This window comes from Noviherbaspirillum saxi (assembly GCF_003591035.1).
GTDB classification, from domain to species: domain Bacteria; phylum Pseudomonadota; class Gammaproteobacteria; order Burkholderiales; family Burkholderiaceae_D; genus Noviherbaspirillum; species Noviherbaspirillum saxi.
On the sequence record NZ_QYUO01000001.1, the window covers coordinates 1,076,311 to 1,099,385 of the forward strand.

Below are 23,075 nucleotides of genomic sequence, written 5' to 3' on the forward strand. Positions count from 1 at the left end.
ATGGATATCTCCCTCGTCGCCGGCTTGCTGGCGCTTGGAGCTGCGGTTGGTTTTGCAGCCGGCATGCTCGGCATAGGCGGCGGCATGCTGCTGGTGCCTTTCATGACCATGATCCTGACGGCCAAGCAATTCCCGCATGAGCACATCGTACACATGGCGATTGCCACATCGCTTGCCACCATCATGTTCACTTCGATTTCATCGGTTCGTGCGCATCATGCACGCGGTGCGGTGTTGTGGAATGTGGTCAAGCTTCTCGCGCCCGGCATACTTATCGGCTCATGGATAGGACCGTGGATAGGCGCGCAACTGAATTCGTCGGCGCTGGCCTTGTCGTTCGCGGTCTTCGTCGCGTTTTCGGCCACCCAGATGCTGCTCGATAAGAAACCAGCCGCGGCGAGGAATCTTCCGGCCGCGCCCGGCATGTTCGCAGCGGGTGGCGGAATCGGCGTGTTAGCGGGACTGGTCGGCGCAGGCGGTGGCTTCGTGTCCGTTCCTTTCATGACCTGGTGTAATGTAAAAATTCACAATGCGGTCGCAACCAGCGCCGCGCTCGGATTTCCGATCGCGCTTGCAGGCACGCTGTCGAACGTGTATTTCGGCATGCGCGAGGCAAACCTGCCGAGCGGTTCGCTCGGCTTCATCTATCTTCCCGCACTGCTGGTCATTGCCCTTGCGAGCGTGATGACTGCGCCGCTGGGGGCGCGAACCGCGCACAAGCTGCCGGTCAAGACATTGAAAAAAGTGTTCGCCGTCATGCTGTACTCGCTTGCCGGGTACATGCTCTACAAGTCATTCAATTGATGTCTGCGGACGGCTATGGATGCCCCTTGAACTGATCGCGTAATACGTTCTTCTGTACCTTGCCCATCGTATTGCGCGGCAGGTCGTGTACGAAGAAAACCCGTTTCGGCACCTTGAAGTTGGCGATCCGAGACTTGAGATAGGCAATGACATCGTGTTCGTCCAATGCGGTGTCGGTCTTGGTCACCACGACGGCGATCACGGCCTCGCCAAACTCCGGATGGGGCAGGCCGATCACCGCGGATTCGACGACTTCATCCATCTCGTCGACAAACGATTCGATTTCCTTCGGATAAACGTTATAGCCGCCGGAAATGATCAGGTCCTTGCTGCGGCCGACGATGCTTAAATAGCCCCGTGCGTCGAAGCGACCTACATCCCCGGTCTTGAAATAGCCGTCCGGCGTGAATTCTTCCGCAGTCTTTTCCGGCATGCGCCAGTAGCCCTTGAACACATTCGACCCCTTGACCTGAATGTCCCCGATCTCGTCCATCGCGCAAGCCATGCTGTCGCCATTGACGACCCGTATCGACACGCCCGGTAGCGGCAAACCGACCGTGCCGCCGATGCGGTCGCCATCGTAGGGATTGGAGACCAGCATCGTGGTTTCGCTCATGCCATAGCGTTCGAGGATGGTGTGCCCGGTGCGTTCGGCAAAGCTGTTGAAGGTATCGGTCAGCAACGGCGCGGAACCGGATATGAACAGACGCATGTTCGCGCACAGGGCACGGTCGAATGCAGGCGCGGCCAGCAAGCGCACATAGTAGGTGGGCACACCCATGAATACCGTTGCGCGCGGCAGGGAGCGAAGCACTTCCGCAGTTCCGAAGCGCGGCAAAAAGATCATCTTGCTGCCGTTGAGCAGGGCGCCATGAGATGCGACGAACAAGCCATGCACGTGAAACAGAGGCAGGGCATGAAGCAGCACGTCGCCTGGTTGCCAGCGCCAGTATTCGTGCAGCACCAGGGCGTTCGACGCGAGATTGTCATGCGTGAGCATCGCGCCTTTGCTGCGTCCGGTGGTGCCCGAGGTGTACAGGATTGCCGCAAGATCGTCGGGATTGCGTTCGATTGTCTCGAAACTATTGGATTGCAAGGCCGCGCGTGTGAGCAGGGAACCGGTACGGTCGTCGCCTAGCGTGAAAACATGCTTTGCGTGGCTGGAAAAGGCGATTTGCGATACCCAGCCGAAATTCTGCGGCGAGCAGATCACTACTGAAGGCTCGGCATTCTCGATGAAATAGGCAACTTCGGCAGCACGATATGCGGTATTGAGCGGCAGATACACATAACCGGCGCGCAGCGTGGCGAGATAAAGAATCAGCGCTTCGGGCGACTTTTCGACCTGGGCCGCGATACGCGCGTCTTCCGGCAGGCCCAGGCCGGCAAGCAAATTGGCCATTTTGGCGCTGGCCCGATCGATATCGTTCCAGCTGTAGTAAAGACCGTCATGCGTCTCGATGCAGCATGCCGTCATGTCGCTCGGGAAATGGGCCTGGAACAGAGCGTACAGGTTTGCGTTCATTGTTTCATTTTCCTCTGAATACGGGTCTGCGCTTGGCGAGAAAGCTGTCCACGCCTTCACGGTAATCTTCCGATTCAAGCAGCGCAAAAGTATCCAGCAGTTCCTTGTCGTCCATGGGTGCAGCCGCCACGGAAAGACGCCGCGCCAGCTTTTTGTTCATGCGGGCCGCAAGCGGTGCACCTGCGGCAATACGCTGCGCCGCCTCATGCGCAGCGAGCGCGGGCTCGTCGGCAATGCGGGTAAGGAGCCCCTTTTCCTTTGCCTCGGTTGCGCCGAATACGCGGCCTTCGAGCAGGATTTCCAGGGCGGTGGCTTTGCCGACCAGCGCAAGAAAATGCTGCATCTCGCGTGGAGCCAGCGAAAAGCCGAGCCGGTTGATGGGAATGCCGAACCGCGCATCAGGCGCAGCGATCCTCAGGTCGCAGGCACTGGCGATTTCCAGGCCGCCGCCGACACAAACGCCTTCAATGGCTGCAATCGTCGGGTGGATGCAGCTTACGATGGCGTCCAGCGCCTTGGCAATTGCCTCTTCATGATAGTAAATGCCTTGCTGTACCGAATTGCGGACCTGGCGGAATTCTTCCACATCGGCGCCTGCGGCGAACTGATGATTTTCTCCCTGCACAATGATGCAACGCAGGCTCTCGTCGGCCGAGAGTTCCGTAAAAACCTGTTGCAGGGCCAGCCACATCGATAAGCTAAGCGCGTTCAGCTTTTCCGGGTTCGACAATGTGACGGTTGCGATGAGGTCCTGTCGATGGACGCGTATTTCTCCCATGCTGCTCAAGTGCGATACCTGCGATAAGTAATGATCAAGGCGATAACACCGAATGCGACCATCGGCAATGACAGCATCTGGCCTGCAGAAATCGTGAAGCCGGCAAAACTGACTTCGTAGTCGGGTGTGCGGAAATATTCGGTAAAGACGCGCGCCAGACCGTATAGCCCGACAAACATCGCGCCAACCGCAAGAGGAGGGCGCTGCTTGCGCGCATACATCCAGAGGATGATGAACAGCAGCAGTCCATCCACCAGCGCCTGGTAGATCGGCGACGGATGACGCGGAATCGCGTCGACATTCGGCCAGATCATCGCCCATGGCAGAGAAGGATCGGCAGGGCGGCCCGGCAGTTCGGCATTGATGAAATTGCCGATGCGGCCCGCGGCATAGCCGAGCGGGACCAGCGGAGCGATGAAATCGTAGACGGCGACGGTGCTGCGCCCCATTTTGCGTGCCCACAAGGCCATTGCGAGCAAGACGCCGAGAAAGCCGCCGTGGAAGGACATCCCGCCCTTCCAGATCGCGAAGATTTCCAGCGGATTGCTGAAATAGTATGCCGGGTTGTAGAACAGGACTTCCCCCAGTCGGCCGCCCAGCACGACGCCAAGCACGCCATAAAACAGCATGTCATCGAGATCATGCGGTTTCCATCCCGCCGCCGCCATGTGCGGCTGATTGGCCCGGATGCGGCCCAATATCAGAAATTGCACGAAAGCCAGCAGATACATCAATCCATACCAGTGAACGGACAACGGTCCGATAGAAAAGGCAATCGGGTCGGGAAGCGGGTGAGTCAGCATCGATCTTTCATCTCTTTCGCAGTAGTTCAAGGAAGGCGCGCAAGGCGGGCGACGGGTTGTCCCGTCGCCAGGCTAGTCCGGTTTCCACGGATACGGTCTTGTTGGACAAAGGTTTGTATTCCACCCCGGGCCGCTTGAGGTTCGACACCGATTGTGGCACAAGAGCAACGCCCATGCCGGCGGACACCAAACCCACGATAGTCTGCATCTGTATTGCTTCCTGGCCAATGCGCGGCGTCAACCCGGCATCACGAAAGCTGCCGAGGATCGTGTCATGAAAAGCCGGCGCGATGCGCCTGGGGAAGATGATCAGCGGCATGTCGGCGACTTGCTGCAGGCTTGCCGTCTTTTTCCCGCGCAAGTTCTTGATTCCCTGCGGCACGGCAAGGATCAGCGGTTCCAGCAATACGACCAGGTAATCGAGTTCAGCCTTCGCCTTGTCGTGCAGAGGCGGAATCAGCAAGCCGGCATCGATGCGACCTTGCATCAGGTCGTCAAGCTGCACATCGGTGGTTGCTTCGCGCAGGTCGATCTGGACACGCGGGTAGCGCTCGCGGAACTCGCGCAGCAGAGGCGGCAGCACGCTGTAGTCGGCGGTCGAGACAAAGGACAGGGATAACAGCCCGGATTCGCCGGAAGCGGCGCGGCGCGCGATGTCGGGCAAGCCCTCGGCCTGCAGCAGCAGGCGGCGCGCTTCTGGCAGCAAGGCGGTTCCGGCCGGCGTCAGTGCGACGCTGCGCTTGGTACGCTCGAATAGAGGCGTGCCCAAGGCGGTTTCTAGCGATTGTATGGTCTGCGACAGGGGCGGCTGAGTCATGTGCAGGCGCGCCGCAGCCCGGCCGAAGTGCAGTTCTTCGGCCACCGCTACGAAATATCGCAACTGTCTGAGTTCGATGCTCATCCGGTCTTGGGTTCAGCTTGGCGTTCGGCCAGTACGCTGATATGCAATTCGTCTTAATAAGGAATGAATCATATATTTGACACCTTACTGAGGGCAAGGCAATCTATCGTTCTTTGCCGCCATTTCTGCCGTTCCGGCCGGAATGGCGCGCCCGCCCTGACATCTCTGGAGATGAACATGCCGCAATACCGTTCCCGTACCACAACCCACGGCCGCAATATGGCTGGCGCCCGCGCTCTTTGGCGCGCCACCGGCATGAAGGATGGCGATTTTGAAAAGCCGATCATTGCGGTGGTCAATTCGTTCACGCAGTTCGTCCCGGGCCACGTTCACTTAAAAGACCTCGGCCAGATGGTGGCGCGCGAGATCGAAGCGGCCGGCGGCGTTGCCAAAGAATTCAACACCATTGCTGTCGATGACGGTATTGCAATGGGTCACGGCGGCATGCTGTATTCGCTGCCTTCGCGCGAACTGATCGCCGACTCGGTGGAATACATGGTCAATGCCCACTGCGCGGACGCGATGGTGTGCATTTCGAATTGCGACAAGATCACGCCCGGGATGTTGATGGCTGCCATGCGGCTCAACATTCCCGTCGTCTTCGTGTCTGGTGGACCGATGGAAGCCGGCAAGGTCATCGAGGCGCTGCACGGCAAGCAGGAAGGCATGCAAAAGATCATCAAGGTCGACCTGATCGATGCAATGATCCAGGCTGGCGATCCTACGGTGTCAGACGAGCAGGTGGCCAATATCGAGCGTTCGGCCTGTCCGACCTGCGGTTCCTGCTCCGGCATGTTCACCGCCAACTCGATGAACTGCCTGACCGAAGCGCTCGGCCTGTCCCTGCCGGGCAATGGCACCATCCTTGCGACGCACGCGGACCGCAAGCAATTGTTCCTGCGCGCCGGTCGCCTGGTGGTCGAGATCGCGAAGCGCTATTACGAGCAGGACGATGCGTCGGTCCTGCCGCGCAATATCGCGACCAAGACTGCATTCGAGAACGCAATGGCGCTCGATGTATCGATGGGCGGCTCCACCAATACCGTGCTGCACCTGCTGGCGGCGGCGCAGGAAGCAGGCGTCGACTTCACGATGGCCGATATCGACCGGATCTCGCGCAAGGTGCCGTGTCTGTGCAAGGTTGCGCCTGCGACTCAGGACTACCACATTGAAGACGTTCACCGCGCCGGCGGCATCGTCGCCATTCTCGGCGAACTCGATCGTGCAGGTTTGCTCGATACCAGCGTATCGACGGTGCACAGCAAGACCATGGCCGATTCCATTGCCAGCAACGACATCATGTTGAACAAAGGTGAGGCAGTACAGAAGCTGTTCCTGGCCGCACCGGGCGGGGTGCCGACCCAGGTCGCGTTTTCTCAGGACAAACGCTTCGACAAGCTGGATGACGATCGCGCGCATGGCTGCATCCGCGACAAGGAACACGCGTATTCGAAAGATGGCGGCCTCGCGGTCTTGTACGGCAATCTGGCTGAAAAAGGCTGTATCGTCAAAACAGCGGGCGTCGACGAAAGCATTCTCAAATTCACCGGTACCGCGCGCGTATTCGAAAGCCAGGACGCTGCGGTCGATGCGATCCTGGGCGATGTGGTCAAGGAAGGCGACGTCGTGATCATTCGTTACGAAGGACCGAAGGGCGGTCCCGGCATGCAGGAAATGCTGTATCCGACTTCGTATATCAAGTCCAAGGGCTTGGGCAAGAAGTGCGCGCTGTTTACCGACGGACGTTTTTCGGGCGGCTCGTCCGGTCTCGTGATCGGTCATGCATCGCCAGAAGCGGCAGAGGGCGGGGCGATCGGACTGGTCAACGATGGCGACATCATCGAGATCGATATTCCCGAGCGCCGTATGCATCTCAAGATCAGCGATGCCGAACTCGCGGCACGCCGCGCGGCGATGGAAGCGAAGGGCGACAAGGCATGGAAGCCGGAGAACCGTGATCGCGTCGTATCGCAGGCTTTGCAGGCATACGCGGCATTGGCTACATCTGCAGATCGCGGTGCGGTGCGTGACTTGTCGCAATTGAAGCGATAAGCAGGGCGCGCAAGCGCTTGAGGCATAACAATGGGGCGCCGCGGCGCCCCATTGTTATTTTGATACGTCTAGCTGGCTATTTTTTGAATGCCTTTCCAACGCGCTCCTTGCGTGCTTTCTCCAGCTGTTCGTGCGCCTTGCGCTTGTCGAGCCCTAGCATGCGCTCGATGAATTCGAACCAGATGAATGCCAGTAAAAACAGGCCGCCAATCCACCACCACGAAAACTCGGCAAAAGGTCCGACCTCGAAATAGCGCAGGATTGACAAGAGAACAATGGCAATGATGATGGGCATGACGACTCCTTTCCTGCAGGATAGAAGGAAACTTTGTAACGGTCAATTGCGACCGTCAACCAGCGTTTGATACGATGCGTTTCATTTACACGCGTTACGTGACCCGGATGAACGCTGTAAAATGATGCGGGTTTTTCTACTGGAGAAATGAATGAAACGTTCGTTGTTGGTATTCTTGGCTGCGGGTGTATTGGTGTCCAACGCCGCGATGGCAAACGCCGATCTGGCGAAGGCGAAAAACTGCATGGCCTGCCATGCGGTTGCTAACAAGGTTGTCGGTCCCGGCTTCAAAGAAGTGGCTGCAAAATATGCAGGCCAAAAGGATAGCGAAGACAAGCTCATGCAAAAGATCCTCAAGGGTGGTTCAGGTACGTGGGGCGCGGTCCCGATGCCGGCCAATCCACAGGTCAGCGAGGCCGAGGCACGCACGCTGGTCAAGTGGATTATGTCCCAGAAGTAGTACACGCACATACCGCGGTAAATACTGCGGTCAAGGCAGTTGGAACTGAAAAGCGCTCGAAAGGGCGCTTTTTGTTTTTGATGCGCTTGGTGCAGTGCCATTGGAATTGGTATAAGTACATTGTGCTGCCTGCGCGCCATGCGATAAGCAGGACGAAAAAAAGCCCCGGTCAATCGACCGGGGCTTTCAATCAGCGCGATGCAGATTACTTCACGACTGCCATTTGCGTACGCTTGCCACCCTTGTAGGTGTACAGCGTCAGAGTGCCGTCCTTGATATCGCCTTTGTCATCAAAAACGATATTGCCGGTCACGCCCTTGTAAGTGATCTTCTTCAGTTCAGGCAGGTACTTTTCCGGATCCGCGGAATTGGCTTTCTTCATCGCCTCGACCATGACCATGACGGAGTCATAGACGTACGGTGCATAGATCTGCACATCGACGTTGAATTTCTTCTTGAAGGCCGCACGGAAGTCGTCCATGCCTTTCTTCTGCGATTCTTCCACACCGCCTGCTTCGGCGCAGACGACCTGGCCTTCGCCGATCGCATCGCCAGCCAGTTGTGCCAGCGCTTCGGAACAGATACCGTCGCCGCCCATGAACTTGGCATTGATGCCCAGCGCCTTCATCTGGCGCAGCATCGGGCCGGCAACCGCATCCATGCCGCCGAAGAAGACGGTGTCAGGATTCTTGGCCTTGATGGCGGTCAGAATCGCGTTGAAGTCGGTGGCCTTGTCGTTGGTGTACTGCTGCGCAACGATCTCCGTGCCGCCGCCCTTGCTCTTGACACCCTTGATGAATTCTTCTGCCACGCCCTGGCCGTAGGCGGTACGGTCGTCGATTACCGCAACCTTCTTCGCCTTGTTGATCTGGACTGCATAGCGGCCCAATGTGCCGCCGAGCTGGCCGTCATTGGCCACCACGCGGAAGGCCGACTTGAAGCCTTGCTGGGTGTACTTGGGGTTGGTTGCCGATGGGGAGATCTGCGGAATGCCTGCATCGTGATAAATCTTCGATGCCGGGATGGTGGTGCCGGAATTCAGGTGACCGATCACGCCATTGACCTTGGCGTCGACCAGCTTCTGTGCTGCAGACGTACCCTGCTTCGGGTCCGCGCCGTCGTCTTCCGCCAGCAGTTCGAACTTGACCTTCTTGCCGCCGATGGTCACGCCCTTGGCGTTGAGTTCGTCGATCGCCATGCGGGCGCCGTTTTCGTTGTCCTTACCCAAGTGTGCAATCGCGCCGGAGATCGGGCCGACGTGGCCGATCTTCACGACTTGTTCCTGTGCCGACGCTGCGCCTGCAAAGGCAAACGCTACTGCACCAGCCAACGGAATCATTTTTGTAGTGAACTGCATAAAATATCCTCCTAAGGATTGATAAAACGCGGGGTAACTGCAACACTCACCTCTCAGGCCGCTGCATCGCTCATGCGTGCTTCGAATGGCCGGTTATATCCCCTTACCGCCCATTCGCTTCGCACGCACTGCCTTGCGGCAGCCCGTTGTCTATTCAGAAATCTGAACAGGCAGACGGTACAACAGAAAAAACGGTTCGCAAAGAGTTTTTCTGCGGTTTTTCGTAATTTTCGACAATTTTTATATGCCTAAATTTCATGCACTCGACAAGGTCGATCGCAAGCTTCTGAACCTTCTGCAGAAGGACAACCAGATACCGACCAGGACGCTTGCGGAGAAGGTGCATATCTCCCAGCCTACTTGTCTGAGGCGTATTCGCGAGCTGCGCGAAGCCGGGGTCATCAGTGCCGATGTCGCGATGGTCGATCCGTTCGCGCTCGGGTATGGAATGCTGGCGTTTCTTGAGGTGTCGCTGAACAACCAGTCCGACGAGCATATGCAGGAATTCGAGGCACGCATGGCCAAGGAAACCGAAGTCATGCAGTGTTATTTCGTGTCTGGCGACTATGATTATTTCCTTGTGGTCCATGTAGTCGATATGGATGCGTACTACCAGTTCGTGCGGCGCGTGATCTCGGGTTCGGGCAATGTCAGACACTTCCAGTCGCGCTTTCCGATGAAGCGCGCGAAATTCGCAACGCGCATCGCCTTCGACGAAAAGCAGGCCGAGGTACAGGTCCGCGTATCGAAGTGAACTGCCATGTCTTCGTTCTTACTCCCGCCGTTATCCCCGCCGTAATCCCATAACGCGCTGGCATGGCGACGGATGACAAAAGCCCTCTGAACTTCCATGCTTATCGCAAAAAGAAATTCAGAGGGCTTAATTTGGACGACGCAGATTAGGCGCGTGCCGGTAAGCTAGTAGTGAATTGTCCGGGCGCGCGGCGCGGAACGCCGATGAACGCAAAGTCGACCTCAGGCTGACGGCCGGACACGATATCCGCGATTGCACGTCCGGAACCGCAGCCCATGGTCCAGCCCAACGTGCCGTGGCCGGTGTTGAGGAACAGATTGCCGATGCGCGATTTGCCGATATACGGCACGTTCGACGGTGTAAGCGGACGCAAGCCTGTCCAGTACACGGGATTGTCGTAGTCGCAGGCGCCGGGGAACAATTCCCGGGTACGGCGAGTGATCGCCTCGCAGCGCATGGTATTCAGTTCACGCGTGTAGCCATTGAGTTCGCAGGTGCCCGCTACACGCAGGCGGTCGCCAAAGCGCGACACGACCAGCTTGTAGCCATCATCGGTCAGAGACACGGTCGGTGCGGCGTCGGGATTGGTGACGGCATACGTCGCTGAATAGCCCTTGCCGGGATAGATCATCAGGTCAATACCCAGCGGTTTCAGCAGCGGTACGGAGAAGCTACCCATTGCCATCACGAAGGCATCGGCATGCAAGACCTGATGCCGGCCATCGGGATGAATCACTTCCACGCCTGTTACCTTGGCCGATGCGCCGGAACCTTCGGTAATCAGGCGGGTAATCGTGGTGTTGAACCGGAATTGCACGCCTGCAGTTGCTGCACGCGCAGCAAGCCCGGTGGTGAATTTGTAGACGTCGCCCGATTCATCGGTCGCGGTGAAATCGCCGCCGACTATCTTGTCGCGAATACTCGCCAGCGCCGGTTCGATGCGCACCACTTCATCCGCGCCGATGGAGTCGCGCGGGCAGCCTAGATCGCGCATCAGCTTCGCAGCTGGCAGCGAATCGTCGAACTCTTTCTTGTCGGTGTAAAAATGCAGGATGCCGCTGGTCAGATGGTCGTAGTCAACCCCGGTTTCAGCGCGCACGGCTTGCAGCGTCTGGCGGCTGTACTCGGAAATGGCGACGATCTGGCGGATATTGTCTGCGGTACGGCCGGGCGTGCATTCGCGCAGAAACTGCAAACCCCAGTTCCATTGCAGCCATTCCGGACGGAAGCGATAGAGCAGCGGAGCGTCTTCCTTGCCCAGCCATTTCAGGATCTTGAGCGGCGCAGAAGGATTGGCCCATGGTTCGGCATGCGATACCGAAATCTGGCCGCCATTGGCAAAGCTGGTTTCCTGCGCGACGCCGGGTTGGCGCTCGATGACGGTCACTTCATGGCCTGCCTTGTTCAGAAACCATGCAGAAGCAGTGCCGATAATGCCTGACCCAAGTACGATAACTTTCATGACGACAGAATCTCCGGTTGACGATGACGGAATTGTAAAAAGTTATCGTTATTTTGGGTAATCAAGAAAGGCGTTTGAATTTTTATTCATGAACGCCCGTATAAAAATCTTGTTCAAAAACGTAAAAAACAGAGATCTGTTTTTATTTTTTTGAATTCTGCAGTTTTGTGATTTCCTGCGTGACCGCGCGCCTGACGACGTCCTTGATGGAATTGTGCAGGCCGTCCTTGATTTCCGACGCGAGCCGTTCCACTGCTACCTGTAGCGCATCGGCCAAACTGTCGCGCACACGTTGCTCAAGGACGAAGTCGACCCGTTCCAGGATCTGCACTAGCACGCGCTCCCTGACTTCACGCTCAAGTCGCTCCCATTCGGCCTCATCCCTGATGCTCTGCGTCTGCAAGGCTGGTGTCGCGAGACTTTCTTCGATCGGAGCCGGAACGCTGGTGTCCGAAAGAGGTGTCGCAATTGTCGCCGGCGCGGGAATGATTTCGGTCAGGACCGGGATGCCGGCATCGAGGGTAGGATTGCTCATGCCGGTTCCGCGACAAAGTGAGTAAGTGGATAACCGCGCTGCTGATAAAAGCGATAGCGATCCCGTCCGGCAGTCTTGTCCGCGTCTTCGCCCGAAATGATTTCAAACATGCGCTCGAAGCGAGCGAAATACGTAGGCGTAGTGCTCGACAGATTGATCAGGATCTGGTGATGCGGCAGCTCGGCATCGTCGTTATCGGTAAGGATGATCGGTGTGCTTGCAGCAAGCGGATCGCCGGCCGTCACATGCGGCAGAAAATCCAGTTCGGAAAAGGTCCAGAGCGTCTGGTCGAGGGTATCGAGCAACGGCTTGCCATCGACGCGCAGCACGATATTGAAGTTTGCCGCGCGCGCCTTGCGCACGAGCCGGCAGGCATACAGCAGCTTGTCCGGCACATTGCTATGGAAATCGATGCGGGTCATGGGCGCACGCCTGCGCCAGAGAGGCGGCCCATGTCAGAAGCGGAAACCCGGCGGGGCGTTGCCGATCGCGGGGGGAAGATCGGTCACGACCGGACGCGAGGCCGATGTTTCGGCCGTCTTGTTGCCGGTGATGCTGACGCTTCTCGGCGCGGGCGCAGCTGCCTGGGCCGGTGGATTGCGGTACGTCTTCGGCAGCTTGCTGGTTTCGGGATAACCGGCCGCGGTCAATACATTGCCCCACGCGCCTGCCTCAAAACCTTTTTCTTTGTTGCGTCCGACCGTCATCATCGGCAACTGGCCCTCGCCGCCGGCCTGCTTGTATTGCGCAATGTCGTCGTTGGTAGTGACGGTTTTTTCGCTGAACGGAATCCCGCGTTCGGACAGGAATTTGCGCGCCTCGTCGCAGGCCGCACAATCGCGCGTCGTGTAGAGCGTAACCGGATGAGCCTTGACAGCTTCCGCCAGTTCGAATGGCAGGTTGCTGCCGCCTGCTTCCCCAACCGCTAGCGCCTTGTTTTCAACCTTCGCTGCGTTCGATCGCGGCGGCACGTCGCTATAGGTGACCTTCCCATCCGGGCCGACCCACTTATACAGCTGTGCATGCGCTGCTGCGCTGCACAGCAACAGCAGTATCGAGCAGCCTTGCAGAAAAGCTTTCATTTCACTCCCTTGATGCTTTTTTTATGTCGTCATTCCGTTGTGTCGAAGCAACGCATCGATGCTGGGCTCGCGGCCGCGAAACGCCTTGAAGGAGTCCAAAGCGGGGCGTGCGCCGCCCATCGCCAGGATTTCTTCCAAAAATCTGCGTCCCGTATCGGCGGAAAGGATGTTGCCGCCCACGGCGCCAGCCTCTTCGAATGCGCCATACGCATCCGCGGACAATACTTCGGCCCATTTATAGCTATAGTAGCCTGCCGCGTAGCCGCCGGCAAAGATATGACTGAAGGAATTCTGGAAACGGTTGAACGGCGGCGGGACCATGACCGCAAAGCGATTGCGCACATCGTTCAAGACATCCTGTGCAGTCCGGTTGCCGTACGGGTCATGATCAAAGTGCAAATGCATGTCGAATAGAGCAAACTCGACCTGACGCAGGGTTTGCAGGCCGGACTGGAAATTCTTCGCGGCCGTCATCTTGTCAAACAACGCACGCGGCAGTGGCGCGCCGGTGTCGGCATGGGCAGTCATGTGCTGCAGCACATCCCATTCCCAGCAAAAGTTTTCCATGAATTGCGACGGCAGCTCGACCGCATCCCATTCGACGCCAGCGATACCTGATACGCCCAGTTCGTCGATCTGGGTCAGCATGTGATGCAAGCCATGGCCGAATTCATGGAATAGCGTGATCACTTCCCCATGCGTGAACAGCGCGGGCTTTGCCTTGCCGTTCATGACAGACGGCTCGGTGAAGTTGCAAGTCAGATAAGCGACCGGTGTCTGGATCGCCTCGCCGGTGCTGCGCCGGCCGCGCGCATCATCCATCCATGCGCCGCCGCGTTTGCCGTGACGCGCATACAGGTCGAGATAGAACTGGCCGATCAGCTGACCGTTGCGCTCGATGCGGAAGAACTTCACGTCCTTGTGCCAGGCGGCTGCGGTATCCGGCTTGACCTCGACGGCGAACAGGCTTTGGATCACGCGGAACAAACCTTCAATCACTTTCGGTTCCTGGAAGTACTGCTTCACTTCCTGTTCGGAAAACGCATAACGCTGCTGGCGCAGTTTTTCCGATGCATAGGTCACGTCCCAGGCTTCGAGCTTGTCGATGCCGAGTTCGGACTTGGCGAAGACGCGCAATTCCGCCAGATCGTCTTCGGCGAACGGACGCGCGCGTTTGGCGAGGTCTTCAAGAAAGCCGATCACCTGCTGCGGCGTTTCCGCCATCTTCGGCACCAGCGACACTTCGGCGAAATTGTTGAAGTCGAGCAACTTGGCTTCCTCGTCGCGAAGCTTGAGGATGTCGGCGATGTTTTGCGTGTTATCCCATTCCGGCTTGGCGCCGAGTTCGGACGCCTTGGTCACATTGGCGCGGTAGATCGTCTCGCGCAGTTCGCGCTTGTCCGCATATTGCAGAATCGGGAAGTAGGAGGGAACGTGCAGCGTGAACTTGTAGTCCGGCTTGCCATCCCTTTCGGCGGCTGCGCGCGCGGCATGTTTGACATCGTCCGGCAATCCGGCGAGATTGGCTTCATCGTCGACGAACAATGCGTAATCGTTGGTGGCGTCCAGCACGTTTTCGGAAAACTTCGTTGCGAGCGCTGCCTGCTTTTCCTGAATCTGGCCGTACCGTACTTTCTTGTCATCCGACAGTTCCGCGCCGCCAAGCCGGAAATCGCGCAGTGCGTTTTCAATGATTTTCTTGCGCGGTTCCGACAGTCCGGCGTACTCGCTGCCTTGCTTCAATGCCTTGTACTTTTCGAACAGCGCCAGATTCTGTCCCAGCTCGGTCCAGAACTCGGTGACCTTGGGCTGGTTCTCGTTATAGGCGGCACGCAGTTCCGGCGTGTCCGCCACCGAGTTCAAGTGGCCGACGATACCCCAGGCGCGGCCGAGTCTTTCGGTGGCGTTTTCAAGCGGTTCGACAAAGCTGGCCCAGCTCAGCTTTTCGATAGGCGCTTCAAGGCGCGTCACCACATCACGGGCTTGTTCCAGCAAGGTGGCAATGGCGGGAGTGACATGTTCCGGCTTGACCGCGTCGAAGCGTGGCAGATCGGAAAAATCGAGCAGGGGATTCAGGGCGCTATTCATCAGGTCAGGTTCTTTCCGCAGCTTCAATGGTGTTGACAAGCAGCATCGTAATCGTCATCGGACCGACGCCGCCGGGTACCGGAGTGATGTAGCCGGCGACTTCCTTGGCGTTGGCGAAATCGACGTCGCCGCACAATTTGCCTTCGTCGTCGCGATTCATGCCGACATCGATCACGACCGCACCCGGCTTGATCATGTCGGCGGTAACGATATTACGTTTGCCGGTGGCGACTACGAGGATATCGGCCTGACGTGTGTGATGGCCGAGGTCCCGGGTCTTCGAGTTACAGATGGTGACGGTGGCGCCGGCTTGCAAGAGCAGCATGGCTTGCGGCTTGCCGACGATGTTGGAAGCGCCGACCACGACCGCGTTGGCGCCGCGTACCGGAAAGTCGATCGATTCCAGCATCTTCATCACGCCATAGGGGGTGCATGGGCGGAACAGCGGTTGTCCTGTCATCAGCAGGCCTGCATTGCTGATATGAAAACCGTCGACATCCTTTTCCGGCGCGATGGCTTCGATCACCTTATGAGCATTGATGTGTGCAGGCAAGGGAAGTTGCACCAGGATGCCGTTAATTTTCGGGTCATTGTTCAGCGCATCGATGCGCGCCAGCAGCGCTTCTTCGCTCATGTCGGCATCGTATTTCTCCATCACCGAATGCAGGCCATTGTCTTCGCAGGCCTTGACCTTGTTGCGCACATAGACCTGCGATGCGGGATTGTCGCCGACCAGTACGACAGCCAGTCCCGGCTGCTTGCCTTTCGCGGTGAGCGCGGCGGCGCGGGCGGCGACATCGGCGCGGAGTTGTTGGGAGAGCAGGGTACCGTTGATGAGCTGAGCGGACATGGCGAATATGAAGAAAGGGTGAGAAGAGATAAGGACAGCCAAAGCGGGATTATAAAGCGCCGCGCTTTCAAGGCGTTCGCAGCGAGGATTAAAATGCTGCACTGCCGCAGTATATTTCACATTATAAAAAACCATATCGTAATTTGAAAAGTTGAAAAAGTGCTGTTAGAATCTTTTCACCGCGCACCATTCCGGCTATTTCTTGTCAAAAAAGCCCGACCGCCAACTCGGTCGGAAGGCCCATAACCAGGAGACACACATGTCCGCCCAGCTCGACCAAGTGTTGGCCCAAGCCGCCAACGATCCCGATGTAATGGAAACGCAAGAATGGCTCGACGCGCTCGAAGCCGTCATCGAAACCGAAGGTCCCGAGCGTGCGCATTACCTGATGGAGCGCATGGTCGATCTGGCCCGCCGCCGCGGCGCCCACATCCCGTTTTCCAGCAATACCGCCTACGTCAACACCATCCCCGCCCATCTCGGCGAACACTGCCCCGGCAATCTCGAATACGAAGAGCGTCTGCGCTCCTGGATGCGCTGGAACGCGATGGCGATGGTGGTCAAGACCAACCGTGCCGACGGCGATCTCGGCGGCCACATTTCCAGCTTCGCCTCGCTGGCCAACATGCTGGGCATCGGCTTCAACCACTTCTGGCACGCGCCGACCGAAGACCATGGCGGCGACCTGCTGTATATCCAGGGGCACTCTTCTCCCGGCGTCTATGCGCGCTCCTTCCTCGAAGGCCGCCTGACCGAAGACCAGCTGCTCAACTTCCGCCGCGAAGTCGACGGCAAAGGCCTGTCGTCATATCCGCACCCGAAGCTGATGCCGGATTATTGGCAGTTCCCGACCGTGTCGATGGGTCTCGGCCCGCTGATGGCGATTTACCAGGCGCGTTTCCTCAAATACCTGCACGCCCGCGACATCGCCAAGACCGACAACCGCAAGGTCTGGGCATTCTGCGGCGACGGCGAAATGGACGAACCGGAATCGATGGGTGCGATCGGCGTAGCCGGCCGCGAGCGTCTCGACAACCTGGTCATCGTCGTCAACTGCAATCTGCAGCGCCTCGACGGCCCGGTGCGCGGCAACGGCAAGATCATCCAGGAACTGGAAGCCGATTTCCGCGGCGCCGGCTGGAATGTCGTGAAGGTGATCTGGGGCAGCTACTGGGATGAATTGCTGGCGCGCGACAAGGAAGGCATCCTGCAGCGCGTGATGATGGAAACCGTCGACGGTGAATACCAGAACTACAAGGCCAAGGATGGCGCTTATGTGCGCAAGCATTTCTTCGGCAAGCATCCGAAGCTGCTCGAAATGGTGTCCAAGATGTCCGACGACGATATCTGGCGTCTGAATCGCGGCGGCCATGATCCGCACAAGATTTACGCTGCCTTCAAGCAGGCGCAGGAACATAAGGGCCAGCCGACCGTGCTGCTGGTCAAGACCATCAAGGGCTTCGGCATGGGCAAGTCCGGCGAGGCGCGCAACACCGCGCACCAGACCAAGAAGCTCGACGACCAGGCCGTGCGCGAAATGCGCGATCGTTTCAATATTCCGATTCCGGACGACAAGCTGGCCGAAGTGCCGTTCTTCAAACCGTCCGACGACTCGCCCGAAATGAAGTATCTGCACGAGCGCCGTCAAGCACTCGGCGGTTATCTGCCGCAGCGTCGCCAGCAAGCCGACGAAACCCTGCCGGTGCCGGAACTCAGCGCATTCCAGGCGGTGCTCGATCCGACCGCGGAAGGGCGCGAGATTTCGACGACACAGGCTTACGTCCGCATCATCACGACCTTGCTGCGCGACGCCAACCTCGGCAAGCGCGTGGTGCCCATCCTGGTCGATGAAGCCCGTACCTTCGGTATGGAAGGCTTGTTCCGCCAGATCGGTATCTTCAACCAGCAAGGTCAGCTGTACGAACCGGTCGACAAGGACCAGGTGATGTACTACCGCGAAGACAAGGCCGGCCAGATCCTGCAGGAAGGCATCAACGAAGCCGGTGCGATGAGTTCGTGGATTGCCGCGGCAACCTCGTATTCGACCAACAACCGGGTGATGATTCCGTTCTACATCTTTTACTCGATGTTCGGTCTGCAGCGCGTCGGCGACCTGGCATGGGCGGCGGGCGACATGCGTGCGCGCGGCTTCCTGCTCGGCGGCACCGCCGGCCGCACGACGCTCAATGGCGAAGGCTTGCAGCACGAAGACGGCCACAGCCATGTGCTGGCATCGACCATTCCGAATTGCATCCCTTACGACCCGACCTTCGCGCATGAAGTCGCCGTGATCATTCACGATGGTCTCAAGCGCATGATGGAGAAGCAGGAGGACGTGTTCTACTACATCACGCTGATGAACGAGAACTACAGTCATCCAGGCCTCAAACCCGGCACCGAGCAAGACCTGCTCAAAGGCATGTACCTGCTGCAGGAAGGCGGCAAGACAGGCAATCAGCGTGTGCAGCTGATGGGCTCCGGCACCATTCTGCGTGAAGTGATCGCGGCGGCCGATCTATTGAAGAACGACTGGGGCGTCGACGCCGATATCTGGTCCGCGCCTTCGTTCACACTGCTGGCGCGCGACGGGCAGGATGCCGATCGCTGGAACCTGCTGCATCCTACCGACGAGCCGCGCTTGTCGCATGTCGCAAAGCTGTTGCAAGGCACGATCGGTCCTATCGTTGCATCCACCGATTACATGCGCACCTTTGCCGAGCAGGTCCGGGCGTACATGCCTAAGGGACGCAACTACAAGGTACTCGGTACCGATGGCTTCGGTCGCTCCGACAGCCGCACGAAATTGCGCGAGTTCTTTGAAGTTAACCGCTACTATGTAACAGTCGCCGCCCTCAAGGCCTTGGCTGAAGACGGCGCCATCAAGCCGGCCGTTGTCGCGGAAGCGATTGCCAAATACGGCATCGATCCGAACAAGCCGAATCCGGTAACGCTGTAACTCTCACTTAACAAGACAAACAACCCCCTCCCCAGAGCGGGAGGGTCGGGTAACGATGGGTGCAATCGTCGCAATGACATCCTGTCTTTCCCGGCCTGCGCCCGATGGAGAGGGTGAGAACGGAGCAAACGCTATGAGTACAACGGTCAAGGTCCCGGATATCGGCGATTTCAAGGAAGTCGAAGTCATTGAATTGCTGGTCAAGCCGGGTGACACGGTGAAGGTCGACCAGTCGCTGATCACGGTCGAGTCCGACAAGGCCAGCATGGAGATTCCCTCCAGCCATGCCGGTGTCGTCAAGGAAATCAGTATCAAGGTCGGTGACAAGGTATCGGAAGGCAGCGTGCTGCTGGTGCTGGAAGAAAGCGCCGCGGCACCTGCGCCTGCAGCTGCATCTCCCGCGCCCGCACCGGTCGCCGCACCCGCGCCGGCCTCTGCGGCCTCCGCACCCGCCGCCGGTCCATCGACAGTTGAAGTACAAGTGCCCGACATCGGCGACTTCAAGGATGTCGAAGTGATCGAACTGATGGTCAAGCCGGGTGATGCGGTGAAGGTTGACCAGTCGCTTCTTACCGTCGAGTCGGACAAGGCCAGCATGGAAATACCATCGAGCCATGCCGGTGTCGTGAAAGAAATCAAGGTCAAGGTCGGCGACAAGGTATCGAAAGGTTCGCTGATCCTGACATTGAGCGCGGAAGGCGGCGCAGGCGCTGCCCCGGCACCGGCTGCCGCCGCACAGCCGGCACAAGCGGCTGCTACACCTGCACCGGCACCTGCACCGGAAGCGCGTCCCGCACCAACCGCGGCGCTTGAGCCGGTGCCGAGCAATGGCGCCAAGGCGCATGCATCGCCATCGGTACGCAAGTTCGCGCGCGAACTCGGCGTCGACCTCGGTCGCGTGAAAGGCAGCGGACCGAAAGGCCGCATCCTGAACGAAGACGTGCAAGGCTTCGTCAAGTCAGTGATGTCCGGCGTAGCTGCCGCACCGGGCGCTGCCGGCGCGAAAGGCGCGGGCGGCGGTCTCCAGGTGTTGGCATGGCCCTCGCTCGACTTCTCGAAATTCGGCGAAACCGAACTGCAAGCGCTGTCGCGCATCAAGAAGATCAGCGGCCCCAACCTGCATCGCAACTGGGTGATGATTCCCCATGTGACGCAGTTCGAGGATGCCGATGTCACCGAGCTGGAAGAATTCCGCAAGGATTCCAATGCGGCGATGGCAAAATCCGGCGTCAAGCTGACCATGCTCGCCTTCGTCATCAAGGCCAGCGTGTCCGCCTTGAAGAAATTCCCGGCCTTCAATGCATCGCTTGATGAAAAAGGCGAGAACCTGATTCTCAAGAAGTTCTACAACATCGGCTTCGCGGCCGATACGCCGAACGGCCTGGTCGTGCCCGTCATCAAGAACGCCGATGCCAAGAGCATTTCGCAGATCGCGCAGGAAATGGGTGACCTGTCGGCCCAGGCCCGCGACGGCAAGCTCAAGCCGGCCGACATGCAGGGCGCGACCTTCACCATCTCTTCGCTGGGCGGCATCGGCGGTACGGCATTCACGCCTATCATCAATGCACCGGAAGTCGCGATCCTGGGCCTGTCGAAATCCGCGATCAAGCCGGTATGGGATGGCAAGCAGTTCGCGCCGCGCCTGATCCTGCCGCTGTCGCTATCCTACGACCATCGCGTGATCGATGGCGCAATGGGCGCGCGCTTTGCGGCATACCTTGCCGAAGTGCTCGGCGACATGCGCAAGACATTGCTGTAATCCAATAGTGAAGGAAGGGCGCCGGGCCCTACGGAAAGTGAGAAAATCGCTCTCTTTTCCCTGAAGACCTGGCGCTTCAATCCTTGCTTACGGAGATCAACAATGACCACATGCGTCGTCGTCAAAAAGAACAATCAAATCGCCATTGCGTCCGATTCCCTGGTGACGTTCGGCGACACCCGCCTGTCCCACGCTTACGAAATCAATGAAAAGATTTTTCCGGTAGGGGATTCGTACGTGACGCTGGCCGGCACCGCCGCCCACTTCCCGGTGATGCGCAAGCTGCTGACCGGCATGGGCGAGGAGTGCAAGCTAGGCAGCCGCGATGAAGTGTTCGAGACGTTTTCGCGGGTGCATGAAATATTGAAAGAGAAGTACTTCCTCAATACGAAGGAAGACGAGGACGATCCTTACGAGTCTTCGCAGATCACAGCGCTGATCGCCAATCCCAACGGCATCTTCGGCGTCTATTCGTATCGGGAAGTATTCAGCTTCGACCGCTTCTGGGGCATAGGCAGCGGCCGCAATTTCGCGCTCGGCGCGATGTATGCAGTGTATGACAAGGCAGGCAGCGCACGGGAGATCGCCGAGATCGGCGTGCACGCCGGCGCCGAATTCGACAAGAGCACATCGGGACCTTTCCGGATCTATAGCATCCCGATGAGAGATTAATAATAAATCCCTTGCCCGATCGCGAGGGAAGAACGGAGCGAAAGCTATGAGCACGATTGAAGTGAAGATCCCCGATATCGGCGACTTCAAGGAAGTGGAAGTCATCGAGTTGCTGGTCAAGGCCGGCGACACCATCAAGGTCGACCAGTCGTTGATCACCGTCGAATCGGACAAGGCCAGCATGGAAATACCCTCGAGCCATTCCGGTGTCGTGAAGGAAATCAAGGTCAAGGTTGGCGACAAGGTATCGGAAGGATCATTGCTTCTGGTGCTGGAGGCCACCGAAGCGACGGCCTCCGCGTCCGGGCCGGCCCCTGCGAACGCTGCTGCCTCCGCTCCCGCACCTGCGGCCGCCCCGGTGCCTGCTCCTGCTGCCGCAAGCTTCAGCGGCAGTGCCGACGTGCAATGCGACATGCTGGTGCTGGGCGCAGGCCCCGGCGGCTATTCCGCGGCTTTCCGCTCGGCCGATCTCGGCATGAATACCGTACTGGTCGAACGCTTTGCCACACTGGGCGGCGTCTGCCTCAACGTCGGCTGCATTCCGTCCAAGGCATTGCTGCACGTGGCCGCCGTGATCGATGAAACCGCTTCCATGGCCGACCATGGGGTCACGTTCGGCAAGCCGCAGATCGACATCGACAAGTTGCGCGAATACAAGGACAAGGTCATCAAGAAAATGACGACCGGCTTGTCCGGCATGGCCAAGGCACGCAAGGTCAATGTGGTGCAGGGCATCGGTCAATTCGTCGGCGCCAATCATCTGGAAGTCACGGCCGCCGATGGCAGCAAGAAAACCGTGCAATTCAAGCAGGCGATCATTGCCGCCGGTTCGTCCGTGGTCAATCTTCCTTTCGTTCCAGAGGATCCGCGCATCGTCGATTCCACCGGTGCGCTCGAATTGCGCCAGGTACCCAAGCGTATGCTGGTCATCGGCGGCGGTATCATCGGCCTGGAAATGGCAACGGTGTATTCCACGCTCGGTGCGCGCATCGATGTGGTCGAAATGATGGATGGCTTGATGCAGGGCGCTGACCGCGACATGGTCAAGGTCTGGCAAAAGTTCAATGAAAAGCGTTTCGACAAAGTCATGACCAAGACCAAGACGGTTGCGGTCGAGGCATTGGCCGAAGGTATCAAGGTCACGTTCGAAGGCGCCGATCCTTCGGTGACGGCACCGGAACCGCAGGTCTACGACATGGTCCTGATGGCTGTCGGCCGCAGCCCGAACGGCAAGAAGATTGCCGCCGGCAAGGCTGGCGTCGCGGTGACCGATCGCGGTTTTATCAATGTCGATTCGCAGATGCGCACCAATGTGCCGCACATCTTCGCCATCGGTGACGTCGTCGGTCAGCCCATGCTTGCGCACAAGGCAGTGCACGAAGCGCACGTGGCAGCGGAAGCGGCAGCAGGGCAGAAATCGCATTTCGATGCGCGCGTGATACCGTCCGTTGCCTATACGGATCCAGAAGTCGCGTGGGTAGGTATTACCGAAGACGAGGCGAAAGCGAAAGGCATCAAGCTGGAGAAGGGCTTGTTCCCATGGGCGGCAAGCGGACGCGCGGTGGCCAATGGGCGCGATGAAGGTTTCACCAAGCTGCTGTTCGATGCGGAGACACATCGCATCGTCGGCGGGGCGATCGTCGGTACCGATGCCGGCAACATGATCGGTGAAATTGCGCTGGCGATTGAAATGGGCGCCGATGCGGTCGATATCGGCAAGACCATTCACCCGCATCCGACCTTGGGCGAATCGATCGGCATGGCGGCGGAAGTGTTTGAAGGCGTGTGTACGGATTTGCCGCCGATGCGGAAGAAGTAAATTTTCGCGGTACAAATAAAAAGGCGACGTGGGTTCACGTCGCCTTTTGTTTTTGACTGTTGTGCGGAAGAAAATAGGTGAGAAAAATCTGAGGTATCTGAAGGCGGGCTGCGTTGGTTGAAC

Annotated in this window: 20 protein-coding genes; 8 read left to right on the forward strand and 12 right to left on the reverse strand. The window is 58.4% G+C overall.

Annotated elements, in window-relative coordinates; genetic code table 11:
* Entirely contained in the window at positions 1-804 is an 804-nt protein-coding gene (locus tag D3871_RS05185) for a sulfite exporter TauE/SafE family protein (RefSeq protein ID WP_119767917.1), read from the forward strand.
* A 13-nt stretch (positions 805-817) separates the two neighbouring features.
* Here D3871_RS05185 and D3871_RS05190 read toward each other — a convergent pair whose 3' ends face one another.
* From D3871_RS05190 to D3871_RS05205, 4 genes are read right to left on the reverse strand one after another with little or no spacing between them, the layout of a single operon-like run.
* A complete protein-coding gene (locus tag D3871_RS05190) occupies positions 818-2,329 on the reverse strand; it encodes a malonate--CoA ligase (protein WP_119767918.1) in 1,512 nt (503 codons plus the stop codon).
* A 4-nt stretch (positions 2,330-2,333) separates the two neighbouring features.
* Positions 2,334-3,107, reverse strand: a complete 774-nt coding sequence (locus tag D3871_RS05195; protein WP_119767919.1) for an enoyl-CoA hydratase/isomerase family protein — start codon at positions 3,105-3,107, stop codon at positions 2,334-2,336.
* A 5-nt stretch (positions 3,108-3,112) separates the two neighbouring features.
* A complete protein-coding gene (gene lgt / locus D3871_RS05200; protein WP_119767920.1) occupies positions 3,113-3,910 on the reverse strand; it encodes a prolipoprotein diacylglyceryl transferase in 798 nt (265 codons plus the stop codon).
* 7 nt (positions 3,911-3,917) lie between these two features.
* Positions 3,918-4,811, reverse strand: a complete 894-nt coding sequence (locus tag D3871_RS05205) for a LysR family transcriptional regulator (RefSeq protein WP_119767921.1) — start codon at positions 4,809-4,811, stop codon at positions 3,918-3,920.
* A 177-nt stretch (positions 4,812-4,988) separates the two neighbouring features.
* Between D3871_RS05205 and ilvD the strand changes: the two genes are divergently transcribed.
* Positions 4,989-6,863 carry a dihydroxy-acid dehydratase gene (ilvD, locus tag D3871_RS05210; RefSeq protein ID WP_119767922.1) on the forward strand — a complete coding sequence of 625 codons (1,875 nt, stop codon included), beginning with the start codon at positions 4,989-4,991 and terminating at the stop codon, positions 6,861-6,863.
* 76 nt (positions 6,864-6,939) lie between these two features.
* On the opposite strand, the gene D3871_RS05215 is transcribed toward ilvD, so the two are convergent.
* Positions 6,940-7,158, reverse strand: coding sequence for a TIGR04438 family Trp-rich protein (locus D3871_RS05215; RefSeq protein WP_119767923.1), 219 nt, complete (start codon positions 7,156-7,158; stop codon positions 6,940-6,942).
* 151 nt (positions 7,159-7,309) lie between these two features.
* Between D3871_RS05215 and D3871_RS05220 the strand changes: the two genes are divergently transcribed.
* A complete protein-coding gene (locus D3871_RS05220; protein ID WP_119767924.1) occupies positions 7,310-7,618 on the forward strand; it encodes a c-type cytochrome in 309 nt (102 codons plus the stop codon).
* Positions 7,619-7,823: 205 nt separating this feature from the next.
* Here the strand turns inward: D3871_RS05220 and D3871_RS05225 are convergent, their stop codons facing one another.
* The gene (locus D3871_RS05225) at positions 7,824-8,975 is read right to left on the reverse strand and encodes a branched-chain amino acid ABC transporter substrate-binding protein (protein WP_119767925.1); all 1,152 of its coding nucleotides are present in this window, start codon (positions 8,973-8,975) and stop codon (positions 7,824-7,826) included.
* Between the two features lie 244 nt (positions 8,976-9,219).
* Here D3871_RS05225 and D3871_RS05230 point away from each other — a divergent pair, with 244 nt between their 5' ends.
* On the forward strand, positions 9,220-9,729 hold the full coding sequence (locus D3871_RS05230) for an Lrp/AsnC family transcriptional regulator (protein ID WP_119767926.1): 510 nt from the start codon (positions 9,220-9,222) through the stop codon (positions 9,727-9,729).
* A 145-nt stretch (positions 9,730-9,874) separates the two neighbouring features.
* On the opposite strand, the gene D3871_RS05235 is transcribed toward D3871_RS05230, so the two are convergent.
* The 6 genes from D3871_RS05235 to folD all read right to left on the reverse strand — a co-directional run bounded on the left by D3871_RS05235 (position 9,875) and on the right by folD (position 15,746).
* Positions 9,875-11,191 (reverse strand): D-amino acid dehydrogenase, encoded by a 1,317-nt coding sequence (locus tag D3871_RS05235; RefSeq protein ID WP_119767927.1) that lies wholly within the window; start codon positions 11,189-11,191, stop codon positions 9,875-9,877.
* A gap of 142 nt (positions 11,192-11,333) precedes the next feature.
* Entirely contained in the window at positions 11,334-11,726 is a 393-nt protein-coding gene (locus D3871_RS05240) for a hypothetical protein (RefSeq protein WP_119767928.1), read from the reverse strand.
* Entirely contained in the window at positions 11,723-12,148 is a 426-nt protein-coding gene (locus tag D3871_RS05245) for a DNA polymerase III subunit chi (protein ID WP_119767929.1), read from the reverse strand. The genes D3871_RS05240 and D3871_RS05245 overlap by 4 nt, the downstream gene beginning before the upstream one ends.
* 33 nt (positions 12,149-12,181) lie before the next feature.
* The gene (locus tag D3871_RS05250; RefSeq protein WP_119767930.1) at positions 12,182-12,808 is read right to left on the reverse strand and encodes a glutaredoxin family protein; all 627 of its coding nucleotides are present in this window, start codon (positions 12,806-12,808) and stop codon (positions 12,182-12,184) included.
* A gap of 21 nt (positions 12,809-12,829) precedes the next feature.
* Positions 12,830-14,896, reverse strand: a complete 2,067-nt coding sequence (locus D3871_RS05255; RefSeq protein WP_119767931.1) for a M3 family metallopeptidase — start codon at positions 14,894-14,896, stop codon at positions 12,830-12,832.
* 4 nt (positions 14,897-14,900) lie between these two features.
* The gene (gene folD / locus D3871_RS05260; protein ID WP_119769906.1) at positions 14,901-15,746 is read right to left on the reverse strand and encodes a bifunctional methylenetetrahydrofolate dehydrogenase/methenyltetrahydrofolate cyclohydrolase FolD; all 846 of its coding nucleotides are present in this window, start codon (positions 15,744-15,746) and stop codon (positions 14,901-14,903) included.
* 259 nt (positions 15,747-16,005) lie between these two features.
* Here folD and aceE point away from each other — a divergent pair, with 259 nt between their 5' ends.
* The 4 genes from aceE (at position 16,006) to lpdA (ending at position 22,952) form a co-directional block, all read left to right on the forward strand.
* Complete coding sequence (gene aceE / locus D3871_RS05265; RefSeq protein ID WP_119767932.1) at positions 16,006-18,702, forward strand: pyruvate dehydrogenase (acetyl-transferring), homodimeric type; 2,697 nt, start codon at positions 16,006-16,008, stop codon at positions 18,700-18,702.
* Positions 18,703-18,835: 133 nt separating this feature from the next.
* Complete coding sequence (aceF, locus tag D3871_RS05270) at positions 18,836-20,461, forward strand: dihydrolipoyllysine-residue acetyltransferase (RefSeq protein ID WP_119767933.1); 1,626 nt, start codon at positions 18,836-18,838, stop codon at positions 20,459-20,461.
* Positions 20,462-20,563: 102 nt separating this feature from the next.
* Entirely contained in the window at positions 20,564-21,133 is a 570-nt protein-coding gene (locus tag D3871_RS05275) for an Ntn hydrolase family protein (protein ID WP_119767934.1), read from the forward strand.
* A gap of 46 nt (positions 21,134-21,179) precedes the next feature.
* Complete coding sequence (gene lpdA / locus D3871_RS05280) at positions 21,180-22,952, forward strand: dihydrolipoyl dehydrogenase (protein WP_119767935.1); 1,773 nt, start codon at positions 21,180-21,182, stop codon at positions 22,950-22,952.
* Positions 22,953-23,075 lie beyond the last annotated feature (123 nt).